19 protein-coding genes are annotated in these 22,777 nt (G+C 72.0%); 8 read left to right on the plus strand and 11 right to left on the minus strand.

The annotated features are described in order from the left end of the window. Positions 1–7 precede the first annotated feature (7 nt). Both ACFY0D_RS02400 and ACFY0D_RS02405 read left to right on the plus strand, forming a co-directional pair. Entirely contained in the window at positions 8–538 is a 531-nt protein-coding gene (locus ACFY0D_RS02400; RefSeq protein WP_301368256.1) for an amino-acid N-acetyltransferase, read from the plus strand. Between the two features lie 165 nt (positions 539–703). Continuing rightward, entirely contained in the window at positions 704–1,039 is a 336-nt protein-coding gene (locus ACFY0D_RS02405) for an Lsr2 family protein (RefSeq protein ID WP_351148357.1), read from the plus strand. Positions 1,040–1,043: 4 nt separating this feature from the next. Here the strand turns inward: ACFY0D_RS02405 and ACFY0D_RS02410 are convergent, their stop codons facing one another. Beyond that, on the minus strand, positions 1,044–1,676 hold the full coding sequence (locus ACFY0D_RS02410) for an SCO3374 family protein (protein ID WP_390796538.1): 633 nt from the start codon (positions 1,674–1,676) through the stop codon (positions 1,044–1,046). 462 nt (positions 1,677–2,138) lie between these two features. Between ACFY0D_RS02410 and ACFY0D_RS02415 the strand changes: the two genes are divergently transcribed. Next, positions 2,139–4,664 carry an ATP-dependent Clp protease ATP-binding subunit gene (locus tag ACFY0D_RS02415; protein ID WP_030727078.1) on the plus strand — a complete coding sequence of 842 codons (2,526 nt, stop codon included), beginning with the start codon at positions 2,139–2,141 and terminating at the stop codon, positions 4,662–4,664. 88 nt (positions 4,665–4,752) lie between these two features. Here the strand turns inward: ACFY0D_RS02415 and ACFY0D_RS02420 are convergent, their stop codons facing one another. After that, entirely contained in the window at positions 4,753–7,779 is a 3,027-nt protein-coding gene (locus tag ACFY0D_RS02420; RefSeq protein ID WP_390796539.1) for an NACHT domain-containing protein, read from the minus strand. Positions 7,780–8,110: 331 nt separating this feature from the next. Here ACFY0D_RS02420 and ACFY0D_RS02425 point away from each other — a divergent pair, with 331 nt between their 5' ends. Then, the gene (locus ACFY0D_RS02425) at positions 8,111–8,704 is read left to right on the plus strand and encodes a M23 family metallopeptidase (RefSeq protein ID WP_390796540.1); all 594 of its coding nucleotides are present in this window, start codon (positions 8,111–8,113) and stop codon (positions 8,702–8,704) included. Positions 8,705–8,783: 79 nt separating this feature from the next. Here the strand turns inward: ACFY0D_RS02425 and ACFY0D_RS02430 are convergent, their stop codons facing one another. The 6 genes from ACFY0D_RS02430 to ACFY0D_RS02455 form a co-directional block, all read right to left on the minus strand. Next, entirely contained in the window at positions 8,784–9,965 is a 1,182-nt protein-coding gene (locus tag ACFY0D_RS02430) for a LamG-like jellyroll fold domain-containing protein (RefSeq protein ID WP_390796541.1), read from the minus strand. A gap of 71 nt (positions 9,966–10,036) precedes the next feature. Continuing rightward, positions 10,037–11,356 (minus strand): two-component system sensor histidine kinase CseC, encoded by a 1,320-nt coding sequence (cseC, locus tag ACFY0D_RS02435; RefSeq protein ID WP_390796542.1) that lies wholly within the window; start codon positions 11,354–11,356, stop codon positions 10,037–10,039. Then, on the minus strand, positions 11,353–12,066 hold the full coding sequence (gene cseB / locus ACFY0D_RS02440) for a two-component system response regulator CseB (protein WP_351148376.1): 714 nt from the start codon (positions 12,064–12,066) through the stop codon (positions 11,353–11,355). Before cseB ends, cseC begins: the two co-directional genes overlap by 4 nt. Before the next feature lie 29 nt (positions 12,067–12,095). After that, positions 12,096–12,728, minus strand: coding sequence for a hypothetical protein (locus tag ACFY0D_RS02445; protein WP_390796577.1), 633 nt, complete (start codon positions 12,726–12,728; stop codon positions 12,096–12,098). A 35-nt stretch (positions 12,729–12,763) separates the two neighbouring features. After that, positions 12,764–13,324, minus strand: coding sequence for a SigE family RNA polymerase sigma factor (locus ACFY0D_RS02450; protein ID WP_030010715.1), 561 nt, complete (start codon positions 13,322–13,324; stop codon positions 12,764–12,766). A 184-nt stretch (positions 13,325–13,508) separates the two neighbouring features. Further along, positions 13,509–14,450 carry an A/G-specific adenine glycosylase gene (locus ACFY0D_RS02455; protein ID WP_390796543.1) on the minus strand — a complete coding sequence of 314 codons (942 nt, stop codon included), beginning with the start codon at positions 14,448–14,450 and terminating at the stop codon, positions 13,509–13,511. A 409-nt stretch (positions 14,451–14,859) separates the two neighbouring features. On the opposite strand from ACFY0D_RS02455, the gene ACFY0D_RS02460 reads away from it, so the two are divergent. After that, entirely contained in the window at positions 14,860–15,666 is an 807-nt protein-coding gene (locus ACFY0D_RS02460; protein WP_390796544.1) for a hypothetical protein, read from the plus strand. A 100-nt stretch (positions 15,667–15,766) separates the two neighbouring features. On the opposite strand, the gene disA is transcribed toward ACFY0D_RS02460, so the two are convergent. Both disA and radA read right to left on the minus strand, forming a co-directional pair. Further along, positions 15,767–16,891, minus strand: coding sequence for a DNA integrity scanning diadenylate cyclase DisA (gene disA, locus ACFY0D_RS02465; protein ID WP_390796545.1), 1,125 nt, complete (start codon positions 16,889–16,891; stop codon positions 15,767–15,769). A 205-nt stretch (positions 16,892–17,096) separates the two neighbouring features. Continuing rightward, a complete protein-coding gene (radA, locus tag ACFY0D_RS02470) occupies positions 17,097–18,509 on the minus strand; it encodes a DNA repair protein RadA (protein WP_390796546.1) in 1,413 nt (470 codons plus the stop codon). A gap of 86 nt (positions 18,510–18,595) precedes the next feature. Here radA and ACFY0D_RS02475 point away from each other — a divergent pair, with 86 nt between their 5' ends. Then, positions 18,596–19,048, plus strand: coding sequence for a hypothetical protein (locus ACFY0D_RS02475; protein ID WP_390796547.1), 453 nt, complete (start codon positions 18,596–18,598; stop codon positions 19,046–19,048). A 51-nt stretch (positions 19,049–19,099) separates the two neighbouring features. Next, positions 19,100–20,860, plus strand: a complete 1,761-nt coding sequence (locus ACFY0D_RS02480; RefSeq protein ID WP_390796548.1) for a hypothetical protein — start codon at positions 19,100–19,102, stop codon at positions 20,858–20,860. 12 nt (positions 20,861–20,872) lie between these two features. Here the strand turns inward: ACFY0D_RS02480 and ACFY0D_RS02485 are convergent, their stop codons facing one another. After that, positions 20,873–21,625, minus strand: coding sequence for a hypothetical protein (locus tag ACFY0D_RS02485; protein WP_390796578.1), 753 nt, complete (start codon positions 21,623–21,625; stop codon positions 20,873–20,875). Positions 21,626–21,802: 177 nt separating this feature from the next. On the opposite strand from ACFY0D_RS02485, the gene ACFY0D_RS02490 reads away from it, so the two are divergent. After that, complete coding sequence (locus tag ACFY0D_RS02490; RefSeq protein WP_390796549.1) at positions 21,803–22,741, plus strand: Ppx/GppA family phosphatase; 939 nt, start codon at positions 21,803–21,805, stop codon at positions 22,739–22,741. Positions 22,742–22,777: the final 36 nt, after the last annotated feature.

Genomic DNA, 22,777 nt, shown 5'->3' on the forward strand with positions numbered 1-22,777 from the left:
CGCAGCCATGGGAGAGTTTTCCACTGCACATGCAGAATCAGTGACGATCCGCCGTGCCCGGACGCGTGATGTTCCCGCGCTGCGCCGCCTCCTCGACCAGTACGTGCAGCAGCGGATCCTGCTCGACAAAGCTCCGGTCGTCCTTTACGAGGACATCCAGGAGTTCTGGGTCGCGGAACGCGAGTCCGACGGCCAGGTCGTCGGCTGCGGCGCTCTCCACGTGATGTGGGAAGACCTTGCCGAAGTGCGCACTCTCGCCGTCGACCGGGGCTTGAAGGGCGCCGGAGTCGGGCATCAGGTGCTGGAGCAGTTGTTGCGTACCGCCCGTACCCTCGGGGTGAGCCGGGTTTTCTGCCTCACCTTCGAAGTCGAGTTCTTCGCGAAGCACGGCTTCGTCGAGATCGGCGAGACCCCGGTCAAGACCGATGTCTACATGGAGCTGCTGCGTTCCTATGACGAGGGTGTCGCCGAGTTCCTCGGTCTCGAACGAGTGAAGCCGAACACCTTGGGCAACAGTCGGATGCTTCTGCACCTCTGATCGATGGCCTCAGCTTTTCCGGCGCTCCGCGCACCTGTGGCCTATGTCCGAATCGCGCACGTTTCCCGCCCTGTTGCGGTCTCGAACCTCTCCCCGGGGGTTTGTGTTTTCCAGGCAAAAGCGGTTTCCTTTCCGCGTACTGCTTTTCGATGAAAGGAAATCCCGGTGGCACAGAAGGTTCAGGTCCTTCTTGTCGACGACCTCGACGGTGGCGAGGCGGACGAGACGGTGACGTTCGCTCTGGATGGCAAGACCTACGAGATCGACCTCACCACCGCCAACGCTGAAAAGCTCCGCGGTCTGCTCGACCCGTACACCAAGGGCGGCCGCCGTACCGGTGGCCGCGCGTCCACCGGTCGCGCCAAGGGCCGTACGGCCGCGGCGTCCGGCAACCCGGACACCGCAGAGATCCGCGCCTGGGCGAAGTCCCAGGGCATGAGCGTCAACGACCGCGGTCGCGTTCCGCAGGAGATCCGCGACGCCTACGAGAACCGGGGCTGACCCGTCAGGGACTGACCCGGCCGGCCCGCGAGGGAGGCCCGGCCACGGCGCTCCGCAGGGGCGTGCGGCGCCGGAGCCGCGCGCGGTGGCATTCCGTCGCCGCCGCGGAGACCAGGCGCACGAGATCGGGCCCGGCGCTCACCCGCCCGGGACCGGCGCCCTGTCCGGGAGCGGACAGGGCAGGCAGAAGTGCTTCGCACCCCTGCTCGGGGGGCCGTAGCCACACGGCGGCCCCCCGGGGACTCCCGTCCCGTACGCGATGCCCCGGCGGCACCGGGGCGGTGATCCGGCCACCCGCACCCAGGGCGGCGAGATCGAGGGCGACCCCGCCCCACTCCAGCCAGTCGAGCAGCCCGTCGAGCTCCTCTGCGCTCCCCGCGGCCACCAGGAACCGCATCCGGCGCCCCATCAGGGCCACCGGGCCCGTGGCGACCGGCCTGCGCAGCAGCGCGGCCCCCGCGTCGGACGGCAGCTCCAGCACGTCGAACCGGACCCCGGTCGCGAGCTGGGCGGGCGGCCCGCCCACGACGCTCCAGCCGAGCGCTCTCCCGTACCAGGAGGCGTACGCGTCCTCCTCGGGCGCCGGGCGGGGCGACGGCACGGTCGGCGGGGCGAGCGGCGGGAGGGTTACGGCCATGTCCGGAGCAACTTCCGAAACGCCCCGGGGTTACGCTCGATGTGACACACCGCACTCGCCACCATGCGGAACGTAAACGTCCGTGGAGTCCGGAGTCCGCATTCGGGACGCAACTGTGTTCGCCCTTAGCTGAGGGAACCGGTGGTACCGGCATGGAGTGTCAGTCCTTACGGGTAAGACATTCCTAGTGGATCGGGGCGACACGCTGATTTGACGGGCATCCGTTCGCCGTCGGCGTACACGCATGACGGGTATCTGCCTGGCCTGCGGGAACATCGTCTCGCACCATCGAGTTGGAGCAGTTGTCGGCTCTTCAAGCCGGTTTTCCCGCTGATGCAGGGGTGAGCCGCGGACGGATGTCGGCAGTTGGAATGAGCTGTCCCGCCCCGCGGGACTAGCATGCGGAAGGACAGGGCGGGGACCGACCCCGAACTGCCCGACCGCTCTGAGGAGCGATAAACGATGTTCGAGAGGTTCACCGACCGCGCGCGGCGGGTTGTCGTCCTGGCTCAGGAAGAAGCCCGGATGCTCAACCACAACTACATCGGCACCGAGCACATCCTCCTGGGCTTGATCCACGAGGGTGAGGGTGTCGCCGCTAAGGCCCTGGAGAGCCTCGGGATTTCGCTCGAGGCTGTTCGCCAGCAGGTTGAGGAGATCATCGGTCAGGGGCAGCAGGCCCCGTCCGGCCACATCCCCTTCACCCCGCGGGCGAAGAAGGTCCTGGAGCTTTCGCTCCGAGAGGCCCTCCAGCTCGGCCACAACTACATCGGCACCGAGCACATCCTGCTCGGCCTGATCCGCGAGGGCGAGGGCGTCGCCGCCCAGGTCCTCGTGAAGCTGGGCGCCGATCTCAACCGAGTCCGGCAGCAGGTCATCCAGCTGCTCTCCGGCTACACCGGTGGAGGCAAGGAGTCGGCCACGGCCGGCGGGCCGGCCGAGGGCACGCCCTCGACCTCGCTCGTCCTGGACCAGTTCGGCCGCAACCTCACCCAGGCGGCCCGCGAATCCAAGCTCGACCCGGTCATCGGGCGCGAGAAGGAGATCGAGCGGGTCATGCAGGTGCTGTCCCGCCGTACGAAGAACAACCCGGTCCTCATCGGCGAGCCCGGCGTCGGCAAGACCGCCGTCGTCGAGGGCCTGGCCCAGGCGATCGTCAAGGGCGAGGTTCCCGAGACGCTGAAGGACAAGCACCTCTACACGCTTGACCTCGGCGCCCTGGTCGCGGGTTCCCGTTACCGCGGTGACTTCGAGGAGCGCCTGAAGAAGGTGCTCAAGGAGATCCGCACCCGCGGCGACATCATCCTGTTCATCGACGAGCTCCACACCCTCGTGGGTGCGGGCGCCGCCGAGGGCGCGATCGACGCCGCCAGCATCCTGAAGCCCATGCTGGCCCGTGGTGAGCTCCAGACCATCGGTGCCACGACGCTCGACGAGTACCGCAAGCACCTTGAGAAGGACGCGGCCCTTGAGCGCCGCTTCCAGCCGATCCAGGTGGCGGAGCCTTCCCTCCCCCACACGATCGAGATCCTCAAGGGCCTGCGCGACCGCTACGAGGCCCACCACCGCGTCTCCATCACGGACGAGGCCCTCGTCCAGGCGGCGACGCTGGCGGACCGGTACATCTCGGACCGCTTCCTCCCGGACAAGGCGATCGACCTGATCGACGAGGCCGGCTCCCGGATGCGCATCCGCCGGATGACCGCGCCGCCGGACCTCCGCGAGTTCGACGAGAAGATCGCGGGCGTGCGCCGCGACAAGGAGTCGGCCATCGACTCCCAGGACTTCGAGAAGGCGGCGTCTCTCCGTGACAAGGAGAAGCAGCTGCTGGCGGCGAAGACCAAGCGCGAGAAGGAATGGAAGGCCGGCGACATGGACGTCGTCGCCGAGGTCGACGGCGAGCTCATCGCCGAAGTCCTCGCGACCGCGACCGGCATTCCCGTCTTCAAGCTCACCGAGGAGGAGTCCTCGCGACTGCTCCGCATGGAGGACGAGCTCCACCGTCGGGTCATCGGCCAGAAGGACGCCATCAAGGCGCTCTCCCAGGCGATCCGCCGTACCCGTGCGGGTCTGAAGGACCCGAAGCGCCCGGGTGGCTCGTTCATCTTCGCCGGTCCGTCCGGTGTCGGTAAGACCGAGCTCTCCAAGACGCTCGCCGAATTCCTCTTCGGCGACGAGGACGCGCTGATCTCCCTCGACATGTCGGAGTTCAGCGAGAAGCACACGGTTTCCCGTCTCTTCGGTTCGCCCCCCGGCTACGTGGGCTACGAAGAGGGCGGCCAGCTCACCGAGAAGGTGCGCCGGAAGCCGTTCTCCGTCGTCCTCTTCGACGAGGTCGAGAAGGCCCACCCGGATATCTTCAATTCCCTTCTCCAGATCCTGGAGGACGGTCGCCTGACCGACTCCCAGGGCCGGGTCGTGGACTTCAAGAACACGGTCATCATCATGACGACCAACCTGGGTACCCGGGACATCTCGAAGGGCTTCAACCTGGGCTTCGCCGCCCAGGGCGACACCAAGACCGGATACGACCGGATGAAGGCGAAGGTCAACGAAGAGCTCAAGCAGCACTTCCGGCCCGAGTTCCTCAACCGTGTCGACGACACGGTCGTCTTCCACCAGCTCACGGAGGAAGACATCATCCAGATCGTCGACCTCATGATCGCCAAGGTCGACGAGCGCCTCAAGGACCGCGACATGGGCATCGAGCTGAGCGGTGACGCGAAGCTCCTGCTCGCCAAGCGCGGCTACGACCCGATCATGGGTGCCCGGCCGCTGCGCCGGACCATCCAGCGCGAGATCGAGGACATGCTGTCGGAGAAGATCCTCTTCGGCGAGCTGCGTCCCGGTCAGATCGTGGTCGTCGGCAAGGAGGGTGAGGGCGAGGACGCCAAGTTCACCTTCCGCGGCGAGGAGAAGTCGGCGCTGCCCGACCTCCCCCCGATCGAGGCCACGGGCTCCGGCCCGGACCTGTCGAAGGGCGCGTAAGCGCGGCTGAGTGCCAAAGGGGCGGCCCCGGGACTGAAAAGTCCCGGGGCCGCCCCTTTTCCGGCCGGACATCCCTTCCGGACATCCCTTACGAACGGGTCACCCGGATGTGCGGGGGCAGCGCGCCGACGGCCGACTCGTCGAAATCCCCGGACAGGGTCCTCAGGCCGGGGAAGACCGTGGGCAGCCGGCGGGTGATCTCCGGACCCAGGCCCGCGCTCCGGGGCACGTGGAGCTGCTCCACCGAGGGCATGCGCAGGCCGTCCGGGAGGAGACCGAGGGCCAGGTCCGGTACGGCGAGCTCGCTCAGCTTCGTGAGCAGGGCGAGCTGCTGCCACTCGGCCGGGTCCCGCGGGGCCCAGCACCTCCCGAGGGCGACGGACCGGAGCCCGAGGTGGCGGGACAGACCGACGGGTCCGGCCGCCTCGGGCGTCACCGAGTAGATGTTCACGCTGTCCAGCTCGACGCGGGGGGCGAACCGGTCCAGCGACCAGTTGGCGTGGGTGCCGCGGAGCACGAGGCCGCGCAGGGAGGTCCAGCCGGCGAGGACGGGGCCGATGGGGAGGACGTGGCCGCGCAGGTCGAGCACGGCCGACCGGACCGGCAGCCCCACCAGCCCTTCCAGGTCCCGGATCCCCGTGCAGTGGGAGATCTCGATGGCGAGCAGCGCGTCCTGGCCCTTCAGGAAGCCGAGGTCGGTGAGCAGGCCGTTGCCGCGCAGGGCGAGGTACTGGGCCCGGACCGCGCCCAGATATGCAGTGAGGGCCTCGCCCGTCACCTCACCGACCACGTTCAGGTCCCGGCGGGGCGAGAACTCGGCCAGGGCGGCCAGCTCCTCGTCCGACACGACCGTCACGTTCTGGTCCGCGGGGAGCAGGGAGATGACCTCCGCGGCGTACCGGCGGGTTTCGAAGCGCGGCCAGAGCCTGGCCAGCTCCGCGCGGACCTCGTAGGAGGGGTGGTTGGTGTAGCCGACGAGGAAGGGGATCGCGAGGTCCGACAGCACCCCGCCCGCGGCCTGGACCGTGTGCAGGGCCGCCGGACCGGCGGGGGCCCGCTCCGGCGGCGGGAGCAGTTCCAGAACCAGCGGCCCGATGCGGCCCAGCTCGCGCGCCGTGCCCACGCTGGTGGGCGGGATCAGCCGGCCCGCCTGCGACTCGACCTCCGCGCGCAGTGCGGGATCGAGCTCGGCCGCGTACCCCAGGCAGGCCAGGGCGAGCAGGACCGACCGCTGCGAGTCGCGGGCCAGCAGGCCCCGGATGATCTCGGTGCGCTCGCGGGGGCGGCCCTGGGCGACGGCCATGCGGATGACGTCCTCCCACTGGTCGTCGTCCGCGTGGCCGGTCAGCTCGCCGAGGCTGCCCTCGTCCAGGGCCGCCCGGGCCCCCAGGAAGTCCTGGAAGGTGCGGTGGACGAACTGGACCGTGTCCTCCGTCGGTGCCCGCAGCAGGCCGGTGCGCTCCAGGAAGTGCGCGGAGACGGCCCGTGCGTCGCCGAGGGCGCCGGCGGCCGGTACGGCGGGCAGCGCGTCCGCGATCAGCGCCTCGGCCCGGGAGCGGTCCATCTCCGTGCGGCCGTTGCGGATCAGCCAGTACGCGAGCCGCTGGAGCAGCTGGAGCTGGGGCTCCTCGGCCAGGTACGGCAGGCGCACCCCCCGCTCGCGGTCGCGGCGGTCCAGCAGCATCGACAGCGCGGCGGCGTACAGCTCCTTGCGGCCCGAGGGGAGGAAGCCCCGGCGCTCCCGGTGCAGCGCGCAGATCAGGCCGCACAGCAGCGGATTGGTGGCGAGCCGGGCCAGGTCCGGCTTCCTGGCGACGGAGTCCAGCAGCTGCTCCCGGTACTCCGCCGGGGCATGGTCCGCGGCCGCGTGCCAGCGCTCGATGAAGGCCCGTACGTTCGCATGGCTCATCGGCGCCAGCGTCACCTCGGAGAAGTCCACGTCGGCCAGCCAGTCCTGCCGGACCGCCGAGGGCCGTGAGGTCACCAGCCAGCGGTTGCCGGGGTAGGCGGTGATCAGGTCGGCCAGCCAGTCCCGGGCGCGGTCCCGCTCGGCCTCCGGGATCTCGTCGATGCCGTCCACCAGCAGCAGGGCGCGCCCGTCGCGCAGGACCCGGCCCTCCCAGCCCTCGGGGGCCTCCCCGGCCAGCGGGGTGCCGGAGAGGAAATCGCGGGGTGCGGGGAGCCGCTCGCCGTGCCGGGTGAGGGTGCGCAGGGGCAGGACGTAGGGGACGAGCCCGTCGGCGTGATCCCGGGCGGCGGAGACGGCCAGCCACTGGATCAGGGTGGTCTTGCCGGATCCGGCCTCGCCGCGCAGCAGGACGCGGTGGTGTTCGTCGAGGAGCCGGTCGGCGGGCGGGGCGTAGGGGGCGGGGTGCTTGCCGGTCCCGGCCGTGGTCGTGGCCCCGGCTCCGGGGGCGGTGGAGACCTCCAGGCTCACGTAGGCCGCGTCCAGCGGCCAGCGGGCGGAGCCGGGGGCCAGGTCCAGGCCGAAGATGGTGAGGGTGCTGTGGCGCCGGGCCAGATAGTCCAGGTAGCGGGTCTCGAAGGCGGTGTCCCGGCCGTCCTGGCGGGGCAGGCGGGTCAGCAGCTCGTCGACCTTGGCGATGGTCTCGGCGTGCAGCCGACTTTGTTCGACCAGGGTCGCCGCCACGAAGGTGGAGCGCTGGGTGAAGAAGTTTAGGATGTGCAGGCAGGCCAGGTCCACCAGGCGGGAGTGGAAGAGCTCGGCGTCCCGGGAGAGACCGGGATACGGGCCGACGGCCCGGAGCTTCCGGGCGAAGGCATGCGGGCCGAGGCGGACGGCCTCCACGTCGGAGAGGGCGAGGTCGCCCAGCGCGTGCAGGGTGGCGGCGAGCGCGGCGGACACGCCCGCCTCCTCGCCCGGGGGCAGGGGGCGTTCCCCAGGGGCCCTTAACGCCTCCTTCACCAGGTGGTCGGCGAGCTTGCGCAGGTCGGCGGAGTCGAGACCGCGTTTCTCGCGCCACGCCACATAGGAGGAGATGCGGTGCGGCCGGTCCACCAGCCCCGCGCCCGCCCCCTCCTGCCGGAAGAGCTTCCTGACGAGGGGTGCCACGACCCCCGAGGCCAGCCGGATCCCCACCACCGATGCGTCCACGACCCCGGAGCCTAGTGACCTGGGCCTCAGACCGCCCTGGGTTCTCTGGGGCGGCCGGTGACAAGCCGCACAGGACAAATCGGACGTACTAGGTCGTTTCGTAGATCAAAAAGGCTCTGCTGCGGGAGCTTCGCCCCTGGAGAGAGCCGTCAACGGGGCGCGTCACACGGGCGCCGCTACGAGTTCCGCTAGTAATCGGGACATTTGGGGAAGTCCCGGGGCGCGGGTTACCAAAGATGAGCCAGCCCGGCACTCGCTCGATCGTGCCGGGTCACTTCATGCCTCTTACAGGTGTGAAACCCCCCTTGTCCCCGGCCCCGGAGGTCTGCACATGTTCGCGAAGCGCGTCTACACCCGTCGTACCCGTATCGCTGTCGGCACCACCGCTCTCGGTGCGGTGCTGGCCCTCGGGGCGGGCACGACCGCCGCGTTCGCAGACGCCCCGCAGGCCGCCGTCACCGCCAAGGCAGCCGGCGCCGCCGGTGCAGCGGGCTCCTCGAAGACCGGTCTCTGGGACAAGCCGCTGGAGAAGTACACGCTGTCCGCGACCTTCGGCAAGGGCGGCAACATGTGGTCCCACAAGCACTCCGGCCAGGACTTCGCCGCCCCGGTCGGCACCCCGGTCAAGGCCGCGGCCGCCGGCGTCGTCGTCAAGGCGGGCCCGAACGGCGGCGGCGACGGCCCCGCGTACGGCAACGCCATCGTGATCAAGCACGCCAACGCCACGTACTCGCAGTACGCGCACCTCTCGAAGATCCAGGTCAAGATCGGCCAGAAGGTCAACGCCTCGCAGCGGATCGCCCTGTCGGGCAACACCGGCAACTCCAGCGGCCCGCACCTGCACTTCGAGATCCGCACCACCCCGAACTACGGCTCGGCCGTCAACCCGGTCGCCTTCCTGCGCACCAACGGCGTCACCGTCTGACCCGTCCCGACCGCAGTACCCGCAGTACCCGCAGTACCCGCAGTACCCGTCGTACCGGCCGACCCGCCCTGCTCACCGATCAGGTGAGCAGCCAGGCATGGGTCGGCTTCGGCGATGGGTCGAGCTTCCCCTCCTTGTACGCGGCGGCCTGCTCCGCCGTGAAGGCCATGTCGTAGGTCTTGACGCTGTGCAGGGCGCCCTGCCACGGACCGGTCCAGATGTTGTGGTGCTTCGACCGGCCGAGCTGGAGCGGACCGGGGGCCTGCCAGATCGGCGGCACCGGGGTCTCGCCGGCCTTCTTGCCGTCCACGTAGAGCGCGATGGCCTTCTTCTCGGCGTCGTAGGTGGCCATCAGCAGCGTGGGCGTCTTCACCATCTGGAGCCCCTCGGCGGTGACCGTCCGCGTGGTGGCCGCGGCACCCTTGTCGCCCGTCTGCACGCGGAAGATCCAGGCCTGCTTGCCGTTCACCTCGTTCACGCCCAGCTCGAAGGAGAACGACTCCCCGTCGCCCTGGCTCATGACGATCCGCGAGCCCTTGGCGGCGGAGTTGTAGGCGCGGGCCGTGACGGTGAAGCTCTTGGTCACGTCCACGACCGGCTCTGCGGACTGCCCCCACGAGTTCCCGCTGCCCTTGCCTATGACCTGGAAGCGCTTGCCCAGCGGGCCGACCTTGAGGTCGGGGCCGAGCCGGATCCCCATGCTGCCGTAGCTGTCGCGCAGCAGGGTGTCGTCACCCGCGACGGTCGCGGTGTAGGCGGCAGGCCCCTTGGCATCCTCCGGCTCGGGCGAGGCGGAGGCCGAATTCGAGGGCTGCGCGTCCTGTCCGTCCTCGTCGCCGCCCATCAGGAAGAACGTTCCGCCGCCGGCCAGCAGCGCGAGTACGGTCACCGCGCCGCCCAGCATCCACAGCCGCTTCTTGCGCCGCTCGGCCGCGGAGCGGTCGGCCATGGCCTCCCAGTCCGGCTGCTGCGAGCCGCCGGGGAGGTCCGGACCGGCCAGCCTCGTGAAGCCCGGCTGGGACGGAGGCCACTGGTCGCCCCCCGCGTCCTGCTGGGACGGAGGCCACTGGCCGCCCCCCGCGTCCTGCTGGTACGGGTTCGGCTGCTGCCCAGCCTGCGGGTAGCCGTAGCCGTAGCCGCCGGACGGGGTCGGGTAGCCGTAGCCGTCCTGTGCGGGCGGTCCCGGCGGGAACCCGTATCCGCCGCTCCCGGGGGCGGACTCGGGCTGCGGGTGGCTCGGGGGATTCGTACCGTCGGTCATGCCACTGGATGCTAAGTCACGGACCCCCGGGCGGATACCGCCCGGTACCCCTCCGCCCCACCCGCCCCGGTTCAGCCCTGCGGCAGCTTGAGGATCGGGAAGCTGCCCGTCGCCGTCGGCGCGTGCTCCGGCAGCCACAGGACCGCCACCGCACCCGCCGCCGCGCCCGCACGCTCCGAGCCGCCCCGGGCGGCCACGTTACGGAACGTCAGCCGGGCGCCCAGGACCCGCGCCTGGCCCTCCGCGATGGTCAGCCCCAGCCCGTGCCCCACACCCGCGCGGTCCGTCGACCCGGTGCGGAAGCGGCTCGGCCCCTCGCGCAGCAGTGCCTCGGGGAAGCCCGGCCCGTGGTCCCGGACCCGTACGACCCGGCCCTCGACGTCGACCTGGATCGGCGCCTGCCCATAACGCGCGGCGTTGGCCAGCAGATTGCCCAGGATCCGCTCCAGGCGGCGCGGGTCGGTGCTGACGATCTCGTCCGCGACGACCCGTACGGTCGCCTCCGGCATCAGCGACGCCACCCGCCGGCTCACGAACTCGCCCAGCGCCACGTCCTGGAGCTCCGCCCGCTCCGACGCACTGTCCAGCCGGGCCACCTCCAGCACGTCCTCCACCAGCGCGCGCAGGGCCTGGGCCCGGTCCCGCACCAGCTCCGTCGGCCGTCCCGGAGGCAGCAGTTCCGCCGCCGTGAGCAGGCCCGTCACCGGGGTCCGCAGTTCGTGCGCGATGTCCGCGGTCACCCGCCGCTCGGCCTCCAGCCGCTGCTGGAGGGCGTCCGCCATGGCGTCCACGGCCCGCGCCAGGTCGTCCGTCTCGTCCCGCACGACACCGCCGACCGCGTCCCGGACGCGTACGTCGGGATCACCGTGCGCCACCCGCTGCGAGGCGGCCGCGGCCTTGCGCAGCCGGCGCGAGATCTGCCCGCCGATGAGCACGCCGAGCGCCGAGCCGCCGATCACGGCGGACAGCCCGCCGATGAGCAGGGCCCGGTCCAGGTCGGGGAGCAGATTGGTGCTCTCCCGGAACGGCGTGTGCAGCGACAGCACCGTCCCGTTCCCGAGCGGTACGGCGGCCCACACCTCGGGCATCCCCCCGCCCGGCCGCTCCTGGACGTAGGTCCCGCGCCGGCCCGACTGCGCCTTGTGCCGCAGTTCGGCGGGCAGTTCGGGATCGTTGAGCTTGGCCCCCATGGGCGGCTTGCGCCCCGCGTCGGCATTGCGGGAGATGAACTGCACGCGCTCCAGCTGCACCTCGCGGGCGCTCTCCAGCATCGACACGCGGGCAGCACTGTGCACCACCAGGCTCAGTGCGATCGTGACGAGGACGCCCACGGAGGCGATGGCGACGGTGATCTTCCAGCGGATCCCCGTGCGGAAGGTGAACCGTCTCATGCCTTGAGTTTGTATCCGAAGCCCCGGACCGTTTCGATGCGGTCCTGTCCGATTTTGGTACGCAGCCGCTGGACGTGGACGTCCACGACGCGGGTGTCGCCGCCCCAGTCGTAGTCCCAGACCCGCTCCAGCAGGCGGTCGCGCGACAGCACGGTGCCGGGTGCGGAGGAGAACTCCAGCAGCAGCCGCATCTCGGTCGGGGTCAGGGCCACGGCGGCGCCCGCCCGGCGGACCTCCATGCCCTCGGTGTCCACCTCCAGGTCGCCGAAGGAGAGGACCCCGCGCTCGGCGTCCGAGCCGTTGTCGGCCCCGTTCGCGCCGCCGTTCTGCGGGCCGCCGGAGTGGTCGAAGCGGCGCAGCACCGCGCGGATCCGGGCCACGAGCACGGATCCGTCGAAGGGCTTGGTGACGTAGTCGTCGGCGCCCGCCTCCAAACCCAGCACCACGTCGATGGAGTCGGCGCGCGCGGAGAGCATGATCACCGGGACGGTGGACTCGTCGCGGATGCGGCGGCACAGGCTCACGCCGTCCATGCCCGGGACCATCACGTCCAGCAGGGCGATGTCGGGCCGGTTCGCGCGGAAGGACTCCAGTCCGGACAAGCCGTCGGGCATGGCCGTGACCACGAACCCGTCGCGTTCCAGCGCCAGGGTCGTGGCCTCACGGATGACGTCGTCGTCCTCCACGAACAGGACATGGGTCTCGGCCATGCGGGAGCCTCGCCTCGGTTCTTCTGTGCTCAGTTCTTCTGACTCGTGACCGGGGCGGGCTGGACACCGCCGTCGACCACGTTGCTGTACTCCGAGTGAACTCGGTCCTGCTCGGTGAACTTCTCCCCGTTCCAGCGGTACGTGATCACGTCCTCGCCCGACGGATAGGCGAGCGCGTCGCTCTTTCCGTAGACCTGCTTCGTGACCACCAGGTCGCCCCGGTCGATCTCCGCGTAGACGGGTGGCTGTTCGTCCGAGAACACATTCTCGTACGTGTCTCCGTCCGCCCGGTACACGTACGTTCCGCGGCCCAGGGCGTCGGCGCAGGACAGGACGTTCACCACGATGTCCACGACGGGACTGCCGGTGACCTTCCCGTAGCTCACGTCCACCGGGTACTCCTTGCCCGAGCAGGGCTTGAGGTCCCGTTTGACCTCGGTGCTGACCTTGGGGTCCTTCATCAGCAGCCCGACGGGGTCGACCTTCTTCAGCGGCCGGCCGGACGAGGGCGGGACGGACTCGTCGGGGACGGGCCCCGACGGCGTGGCCTTGGCCACGGCCTCGGTGCGGGCCGGGCCGCCGTCGCGCAGGCCGGTGCCGCCCGTGGCGCACCCGACCGCGAACACGGCTGTGCCGACGAGGACGACCGTCCCCGCCGACATCAGCACCAGAGAACCTCCGGACAAACCTTGGCCGTTCAGGCCGCGCACCGCTCACGCCCCTCGTACCGCATGGTGTGGTCACCGCGCTCCAGCGCACGCATGTCCAGATCCCGGCTCTCCAGCTCCTGCCGGAGGCGGGCCAGCGCGCGGTGCAGAGTGCTCTTCACGGTTCCCGCCGACATTCCGAGCGCCGCGGCCGTCTCCTCGGTGCTCATCTGCTCCCAGTGTCGCAGCACGACCACACTGCGCTGCTTGGGCGCGAGAACCTTGAGGATGTCCATGAGGAGGGCGCGGTCGGCGCGCTGGTCGGAGCCGTCCTCGACGGAGGCGTCGGGGAGCTGCTCGGTGGGGACCTCTTCGAGCTTGCGGGCGCGCCACCACTCGGTGCGGGTGTTGATCATGACCCGGCGCAGATAGGCGTCGGCCAGGGACTTGTCGGCGATGCCGTCCCAGCGGCCGTAGGTGCGTACGAGCGCGGTCTGCAGGAGGTCCTGGGCGTCGGTGGGGTCCGGTACCAGGCGCCGGGCGCTGCGCAGCAGCGCGTCCTGCCGAGTGCGTACGTACTCCTCGAATCCGAGTACCTCGCCGTGCGCCATCTCAGACCGCCTCCACCCGTCCAACCGCTCATCCCCGTGTCCTACGGATTCGAAGGTACGGAGGGGTTGTCACGGGCCTGTGCGAGCCAGCCTTCGGTGGGCGCACGGACACCCATAGGTTGTGTAACAACGCCCGTGAGCTGGGGTTTACCGGCGATAAGCGGAATCTCGGAGTCAGTTTCGGTCAGGCCTGCGGGACGGTCCGGGGGAGGGCCTGCGGGAGCCGGTAGAAGCCCCCGTCCAAGGGCTCCACCAGCCCGTCGGACACCAGCCCGTCCAGCGCCCGGGCCCGCTGCACCGGCTCGTCCCAGACCGTGTCGAGCACCGCCTGCGGAACCGCGCCCACCGCCTCCCGGAGCACGGCGAGGAGCTTGCCCCGCACCTGCCGGTCGGTACCGGCGTACGTCTGCCCGCGCCGCGGCGGACCCTCGTGCGCCGGCTTCCCGGCGAGCCGCCACGCGCACAGCCCCGCCACCGGACAGCGCACGCAGTCCGGGCTCTTGGCGGTGCACACCAGCGCCCCGAGCTCCATCGAGGCGGCCGCCCAGCGGGCCGCGGTGGCCTCGTCCTCGGGCAGCAGGTCCCGCGCGAGGCGCCGTTCGGCGGCGGTCGTCGCGTTCGGCGGGTACTCGACCCCGGTCGCGGTCCGCGCGAAGACCCGCCGGACGTTGGTGTCGAGGACGGCGTGCCGCTGCCCGTACGCGAAGGAGGCCACGGCCGCCGCCGTGTACTCGCCGATCCCGGGCAGCGCCAGCAGCTGCGCGTGCTCCCGCGGTACGTCGCCCCCGTGCCGGTCCGTTATCGCGACGGCTGCCCCGTGCAGCCGCAGCGCGCGGCGCGGGTAGCCGAGCCGCCCCCAGGCCCGTACGGCTTCGCCGGGGGCCTCGGTGGCCAGGTCCGCAGGGCGGGGCCACCGGGCGAGCCACTGCTCGTAGACCGGCAGGACCCGGCTGACGGGCGTCTGCTGGAGCATGAACTCGCTGACCATGACCCCCCAGGGGCCGGCCTCGGGGCGGCGCCAGGGCAGGTCGCGGGCGTGCTCGTCGAACCACGCGATGACGGGGGAGTGCAGCGCGTGGGAGGAGTCGGGGGATACGGCCGTGGAGGAACCGGGAGATGCAGTCATGGCAGACGGCATCCTGGCACGTTTCCCCTCCCTCGGCGCGCCGGAACAGGGCCGGTGAACGGGACGACGGCCGGTCCGTCACCCGCCCGCGCGGCGCCCCGGCCGCGCGAGCGCCACCGGGCGGCCCGAGGAGCACCCCGGAGAGGAGGAGCCCGTATGCCGTCCGGATCACGGCGGGCGATTGCGCCCATGAGGGTGCCCGGTGGGCGATACGGGTGAGGGCGGGGTAGAGGCCGGAGCTGCCCCGTGCTCACCGAACGTACTCACGGCGGATCGATCTCCGCAGCAACCCCTTTGGCCGGATCTCGGCGCCCCCGATTGCGCCCGCAGGATGATCATCGGCAAATCAAGTCCTCTGCGCGGCATGTGGGGCACTGATCGGGTCGCGAACTCTCGTAAAGTTCCGTCCGTGGGATCTCTGCGCAATCCGGTCGGGCCGCTCCCCTCCTCCATCTACTGGCGACGGAGGGCTGTGCTGGCTTCCGTCGTCGCGCTCCTCGCGCTCCTCGCCGTATGGACCGTCAGTTCCGGTGGCGGGAGGACGAGTACGAACGGAAAGGGCCAGGACGGCCCCGACCCCGTCACCTCGATCACCCCGGGACCGGCCGGCACCGGCCCCGCGATCAGCGCGGCCCCCGGCGGGCGCCCCGAGTCGGGCAGCGGCGGGAACACGGGCTCCGGAAGCGGCAACACGGGCGGCGCGGGCAAGAACGGCGAACCGGGCGGCGGTACGGGCTCGAACGGCGGCTCCGGCTCCGGCTCCGGCGGCGCCGCGGGCGGCCCGGCCCCGGTCCCGGCGGACTCCCCGCTCCCCACGTGCGCGCCGGGAGCGCTGCAGTGGGAGGTCAAGAGCGTGAAGAACGAGTACGAGGCGAACGAGAAGCCGCGCCTCGAACTGGTCGCCCGCAACACCTCCGGAACCACCTGCAAGATCGACCTCGGCCCGAAGCAGGCCGTCCTGACCATCCTTCAGGCGAGCAGCAGCAAGGCGGTCTGGTCCTCGGCGGACTGCCCGACCGGCGCGGGCAACGCCTTCTTCCGCCTCCCGGCACAGGGCGAGACGAAGCAGTCGCTGGACTGGGACCGCAGGTTCAGCGCGGCCGACCAGTGCCAGACGCCCCCGGCGGGGTCCGCGGCACCCGACACCTACGTGGTCGAGGTCAAGGCCCCGGGCATGCCGGTGGCCCGCACCTCGTTCGTCCTCAAGCAGGACTGATCGGATCCGTGCCGGCGCGGCTGAATGCCAGCCCCGCCGGCGTTCGAGCCCCGGCAGCGGCGGCTAGTGCCGTGACCGGCAAACCTTTCCGGTCACAGCACTAGACGTAGCGTTCCAGGATGGACGACTCCGCCAGACGGGACAGACCCTCGCGGACGCTCCGCGCACGGGCCTCGCCCACCCCGTCCACCGTCTGCAGGTCGTCGACGCTCGCGGCGAGCAGCTTCTGCAGCCCGCCGAAGTGCTCCACGAGCCGCTCGATGATCGCGCCCGGCAGTCGCGGCACCTTCGCCAGCAGCCGGTACCCGCGCGGCGACACCGCCGAGTCCAGCGTCTCCGGCGAGCCCGTGTATCCCAGCGCCCGCGCCACGATCGCCAGCTCCAGCAGCTCCGGATGCGTGAGCGCGTCCAGCTCCGCCAGCGCCTCGTCCACCGTGCGGGAACGCTTCGCCGTCGGCTCCGGCACGTAGTCCCGGATGACCAGCTCCCGCTCCTGCTCGATCCCGACCGTCAGCTCGTCCAGCTGCAGCGACAGCAGTCGCCCGTCCGTGCCCAGTTCGACCACGTACTCGGCGATCTCGGTCGCGATCCGGCGGACCATTTCCAGCCGCTGCGCGACCGCCGTCACGTCGCGGACCGTGACCAGGTCCTCGATCTCCAGCGCCGACAGCGTGCCCGCGACCTCGTCGAGGCGCAGCTTGTACCGCTCCAGCGTGGCCAGCGCCTGGTTCGCCCGCGACAGGATCGCCCCGGACTCCTCCAGGACCCGCCGCTCCCCGTCCACGTACAGCGCGATCAGCCGCATCGACTGGGACACCGACACCACGGGGAAGCCGCACTGCTTGGAGACGCGGTCGGCCGTACGGTGCCGGGTACCCGTCTCCTCCGTGTGGATCGACGCGTCCGGCACCAGCTGCACACCGGCCCGCAGGATCTTGGTGAGGTCCTTGTCGAGGATGAGCGCGCCGTCGAGCTTGCACAGCTCGCGCAGCCGGGTCGCGGTGAACTCCACATCCAGGACGAAACCGCCCGTGCACATGGCCTCGACGCTCTTGTCCATACCGAGGACGATGAGCCCGCCGGTGTTGCCGCGAACGATCCGCTCCAAGCCGTCACGCAGCGGCTGACCAGGTGCGACCGCGCTCAGCGAGGCGCGCATCATGGCCTCCTGCTTGGAGCTCGCGCCCGACTTCCCGGATGCTGCTGCCCCGTCCTTGGCTGCCACTGCACTCCTCCGGTCGCGGGTTGCGCCGCCCAGCGCCGCGGGCACGAAGACGTGCGTACGGCCGGGCGGACCAGCACAAAGTCTACCGGCGCGCGCCACGGCCCCGCCGTGGCTTGGCCAGGTACGGCCCGCCCGGGCCCCCGACGGACCCCCTGACCAGGGGATCGTCCCCCGGTTGTTCCCCCTGGTTGTTCCCCCGCGTCGGCTACTCCGCGGACCGCTCCCTGGCCGGCGTACGGGAGCGGCCGCGCGGCAACACCCGTAGCGCGTCGCCCATGTCGGCCACCTCGATGACCTTCATCCCGGTCGGCACCTTCCCCGGATCCGCCGGGACCAGCGCGTGCGTGAATCCCAGCCGGTGCGCCTCGGCGAGCCGCCGCTGCACACCGGTCACCCGCCGCACCTCGCCCGCCAGGCCGACCTCACCGATCGCGACGAGGTTCTTCGGCAGCGGGACGTCGCTGGCGGCGGAGGCCAGCGCGAGCGCGATCGCCAGGTCGGCGGCCGGCTCGGTCAGCTTCACCCCGCCCACGGTGGCGCTGTAGATGTCGCGCTTGCCGAGCGCCGTGATCCGGCCGCGCTGCTCCAGCACCGCCAGCATCATCGACACGCGCGAGGTCTCCAGGCCCGAGGTCGTGCGCCGGGGGGAGGGGATCTGGGAGTCCACGGTCAGCGCCTGCACCTCGGCGACCAGCGGACGCTTCCCCTCCAGAGTCACCGTCAGGCAGGTGCCCGGAACGGCCTCGGCCCGCCGGGTCAGGAACAGCCCGCTCGGGTCGGCGAGCCCGGTGATCCCCTCGTCGTGCAGCTCGAAGCAGCCGACCTCGTCGGTGGCTCCGTACCGGTTCTTGATGCCGCGCACCAGCCGCAGCCGGGCGTGCCGGTCGCCCTCGAAGCTCAGCACCACGTCGACGAGGTGCTCCAGCAGACGGGGACCGGCGATGGCCCCGTCCTTGGTCACGTGGCCGACGAGGAGGGTGGACATCCCGCGCTCCTTGGAGGCCCGGATCAGCGCTCCGGCCACCTCGCGCACCTGGGCCATGCCGCCGGGCGCGCCGTCGATCTCGGGGGAGGCGACGGTCTGTACGGAGTCCAGGATCAGCAGGGAGGGCTTCACGGCGTCGAGATGCCCGAGGACGGCGGACAGATCGGTCTCGGCGGCGAGATAGAGGTGATCGCTGAGGGCGTTGATCCGGTCGGCCCGCAGGCGCACCTGGCTGGCCGACTCCTCACCCGTCACGTACAGCGTGCGGTGCTCGTCGCTGGCCGCCTTCGCCGCGACGTCCAGCAGCAGGGTCGACTTGCCGACACCGGGCTCGCCGGCGAGCAGGACGACGGCGCCGGGCACCAGCCCGCCGCCGAGGACGCGGTCCAGCTCGTCCACGCCGGTGCTGCGGGCGGTCGCGGTCCGGCCGTCGACCTGTGCGATCGGCAGCGCGGCGGTCGAGACCCGGCCGGCGGCGGTGGTCCGCACGGCGGGCGCGCCCATCTCCTCCACGGTGCCCCAGGCCTGGCATTCGGGACAGCGGCCGAGCCACTTGGCGGTCGTCCAGCCGCAGTCGGTGCAGCGGTAGGACGGCCGGTCCTTGGCGGATGAACGAGCGGTGCGGGCAGCCATGCCGTTCACGGTAGCCGCCCGCACCGACAGGCCGGACCGGGGTGCTGGTCGCGGGGCGCGGCCGGCGGGGTGCGAGGGTTGCCCCCATGGACCTGTCCGACGAGGGATCCCCCTTCGACGCCGACGTGACCGGCCTGCCCGTCGCGGATGTGGCGGGGCTCTTCCCCGGCAGCCGCTCCGCCGCAGACCTCGCCGCGTTCTTCGTCCGCGCGGGCTGGAGCTCGCGTTCCTCCTCCCGGGAGGGGTACGAGGTGGAGAGCCCGCTGGCCCGGCTGGAGATCGAACCGGTCGACGCCGGCGTCCTCCTCCACGGCGAGGCGGACGCCGGCCGGCTCGACGCGCTCACCGCCGTGCTCTCCGCACGCGGCCTCCCCTTCTCCGTGGAGTTCTACGGGGAGGACGGCGCTCTGCTGCGCGAGGTGCGCGTGGGTCCCGCCGGCCTCGCGGGACCCGCGGGCCCACGGCAGCGGGACCTGCCGGTCCGACCGCGTCAGGGCCTGCGTCAGCGCCTCACCGATCTGTTCACCCGTAAGGGCTAAAAGTGGCGAAGGCTTCCAGGGCGTCACCGGCGTGCCGCCTACGGTCGCCAGGTGAACAGCAGCAACCAGGCACACTCCCCAGCGCGCACCGGCGCACACCGGGCGCACGGGCGCATGCCCCACGAGGCCGAGCAGCCGCCGCCGTTCCGGCACGAGCCCTACCTGGACGGCCTGTTCACGTACTGCCTGTCGGTCCTGTGCGACCACGACACCGCGACCGACGTGCTCGGGGACGTCCTCGCCGTGGCCGAGCGGCATCCCGGCCGCTGCCCCGACGAGGGGGACCGGCGCGCCTGGCTCTACGCACTCGCCCGCTGGGGCTGCCTGCACCGGCTGGCCGAGCAGCGGCGCGCGCGCCAGGGAGCGCATTCCGCCCGGCGTGCGCCGGAGCACACCGGGCGCGACCGTGCGCCGGGTGCTGACACGCAACCCGACCGCGGCCCGGACGCCCACCGGCCGCTTGACGTGAGCGCCTACCGCCGTACCGAACTGGCCCGGCTCGCCTGGCCCGAAGCCGCCGGCACCACACCCGAGCAGCGCGAGGCCCTCGAACTCGCCGTCCGCCACCGCCTCGGCGTCCCCGAACTCGCCGCCGTCCTCGGCACCCCCGCGGCCGCCGCCCGCGAGCTGCTCTCCGGCGCCGCCTGCGAGGTGGAACGCACCCGCGCCGCCCTCGCCGTCGTCGAGACCGGCAACTGCCCCAGCGTCTCCCGGCTCACCGGCGACGACGGCGACGGCAACGTCCTGCTCTCCAGCACCCTGCGCGCCGAGCTCGTCCGCCACGTCGACGACTGCCCCCGATGTCGCCGCGTCGCCGAACGCGTGGGCGCCGCGGGCCCCTGGCCCGGCTCCGGCGGCCTCAACACCGCCGCGCTGCCCCTCGTACCCGCCCCTCGCACCGCCGTCCACGCCGCGATGCTCCGCGCAGGCCGGGGCCGCGGCCGAGGGCCCGCCCCACGCTTCGACCGCACCGGCTTCCCCATGGACCCCAAGGACCGCGCGGCCCGCCGGGACCGGCTGCGCGCCCGGGTGGTGACCACCACCGTGGTCGCCACCGTCGTCGCCGCCCCGGTCCTGGCCCTGTGGGCGGCGTACCGCGGCGACTCCGGCTCCGGCGAGCCCGCCGGCGGCGACGCCACCCGTATCTCCGCCAGCGAGTCCGAACTCCCGGCCGCGCGGACCGACGGCCGCCCGCTGACCGCCTACGAGAACGCCGGCAACGCCGCCACCACCACCAGCGGCCCCGGCTTCGCCCAGAGCGACACCACCTCCGACGTCTCCGTCGAGATCATCAGCACCGGCCCGCCCGCGACCCCCGACCACCCCGGCAGCGCCGGCCACCTCACCGTGGCCGCGTCCGCCCAGGGCGCCGTCACCCTGCTCACCCTCACCGCCTCCGGCGGCGCCCCCGTGGACTGGCGGCTCTGGTCCGACGCCCCCTGGCTGCGCGCGAGCCGGACCGCGGGCACGCTGGCCCCAGGAGAATCGGTCACCCTACGGATCGCCGTGGACCCCGAGGGCCAGCCGATCGGCGCCTGGACCGCCCGGGTCGGGGTCGACCCGAGCGGCGCCGTGGTCTCCATCCAGGGCCGCGGCCGGCCCGCGGCGACGCCCGCGCCCACCCCGGACCCGACGCGGCCCGCGACCCCGGCGCCTTCGGCGGACCCGACGCAGCCGTCCACCCCGCCGCCGTCCCCGACGGAGCCGACGATCCCACCGTCCCCGACGCCCGAGCCGACCCCTACGGAGGGCTCAGGCGGAACGGTTTCCCCCGCCCCGGACCCGGCCCCGTCGGCCTCGCCGGGGCCCTGAGAGGGCCTGCGGTCAGACAGGATCCGCGGGGTGCGGGGCCATCGGCAGCAGCGAGGCCAGCCGCGCCTCGCACAGCTTCACGAGCTCGTCGTAACCCTCCTTGCCCATCAGCTCCGTCAGCTCGGGGCGGTACGACACGTACACCGGCTCGCCGGCACCGTGCGCGGAGGTGGCCGACGTGCACCACCAGTGCAGGTCGTGGCCGCCCGGACCCCAGCCGCGGCGGTCGTACTCACCGATCGACACCTGCAGCACGCGCGTGTCGTCCGGCCGGTCGATCCACTCGTACGTCCGGCGGATCGGCAGCTGCCAGCAGACGTCGGGCTTGGTCTCCAGCGGCTCCCGGCCCTCCTTCACCGCGAGGATGTGGAGCGAGCAGCCCGCCCCGGCGGGGAACCCCGGCCGGTTCAGGAAGATGCACGCCCCGTCCCAGCGGCGGGTCTGCTTCTCCCCGTCGTCGTCGTGCTGCGTCCACCCGCTCTCGCTGCCGACGTCATGGAACTGCCACAGCTCGGGCGTCAGCCGGGCCACGTGCTGCGCGACGCGCTTCTCGTCGTCCTCGTCGGAGAAGTGCGCGCCGAGCGTGCAGCAGCCGTCGTCGGCCCGGCCCGCCTGGATGCCCTGGCAGCCGCTGCCGAAGATGCACGTCCAGCGGGAGGTCAGCCAGGTCAGGTCACAACGGAAGATCTGCTCGTCGTCGGCGGGGTCGGGGAACTCCACCCAGGCCCGGGGAAAGTCGAGCCCTTTCTCGTCGGCCGCGACCACGGCCTTGTCCTTGCCGCCCTTGGCGTCGGCCTTGGCCTTCGCCTTGCTCTTGACGGCGTCCTTGCCCGTGTCCTTCTGCGACCGGGTCTTGTTGGCCTTCTTCGTATTTGGCACAAACCCAAGCCTATGCGCCCCTTACACAACCCCCGAGTCTTCCTCGCAGTAGCGTTTCCCCCTATGAGACTCGGTGTGCTGGATGTGGGTTCGAATACGGTCCATCTGCTGGTGGTGGACGCGCACCCCGGCGCGCGCCCGCAGCCGGCGCACTCGCACAAGGTGGAGATGAGGCTGGCGGAGCTGCTCGACGAGCGCGGCGCCGTCACCCCCGAAGGCGTCGAGCGGCTCGTCTCGGTGATCGGCGACGCGGTCCAGGCCGCCGAGGACAAGGGGTGCGAGGACGTCCTCCCCTTCGCGACCAGCGCCGTACGCGAGGCCACGAACGCGGACGAGGTCCTCGCGCGGGTCAAGGCCGAGACCGGCGTCGACCTGCCGGTGCTGAGCGGCGAGGACGAGGCCCGGCTCACCTTCCTCGCGGCCCGCCGCTGGTTCGGCTGGTCCGCCGGGAAACTGCTGGTCCTGGACATCGGCGGCGGCTCGCTGGAGATCGCGTACGGCATCGACGAGGACCCGGACGCGGCCGTCTCCCTCCCGCTGGGCGCGGGCCGCCTCACCTCGGGCTGGCTCCCGGGCGACCCGCCGGACGCGCTGGACATCCGGGCCCTACGGCGGCACGTGCGGGCGGAGATCGCCCGGTCGGTCGGCGAGTTCCGCCGCTTCGGCGCGCCGGACCACGTGGTGGCGACCTCGAAGACCTTCAAGCAGCTGGCCCGCATCGCGGGCGCGGCCCGCTCGGCGGAGGGCCTGTACGTCCAGCGGGACCTGAGCCGCAAGTCCCTGGAGGAGTGGGTCCCGCGCCTGGCGGCGATGACCACGGTCCAGCGCGCGGCCCTCCCGGGCGTTTCGGAGGGCCGGTCGAACCAGCTCCTGGCGGGTGCACTGGTGGCGGAGGCCACCATGGACCTCTTCGGCGTGGAGGAACTGGAGATCTGCCCGTGGGCCCTCCGCGAGGGCGTGATCCTGCGCAGGCTGGACCACATGCCGGCGCCGGAGGCGTAGGGGCGGGGCAGATCCCGCCTTCCGGAGTCGCGTGGC

It is taken from the genome of Streptomyces sp. NPDC001502 (assembly GCF_042894785.1).
In the GTDB taxonomy this organism is placed as follows: domain Bacteria; phylum Actinomycetota; class Actinomycetes; order Streptomycetales; family Streptomycetaceae; genus Streptomyces; species Streptomyces kutzneri.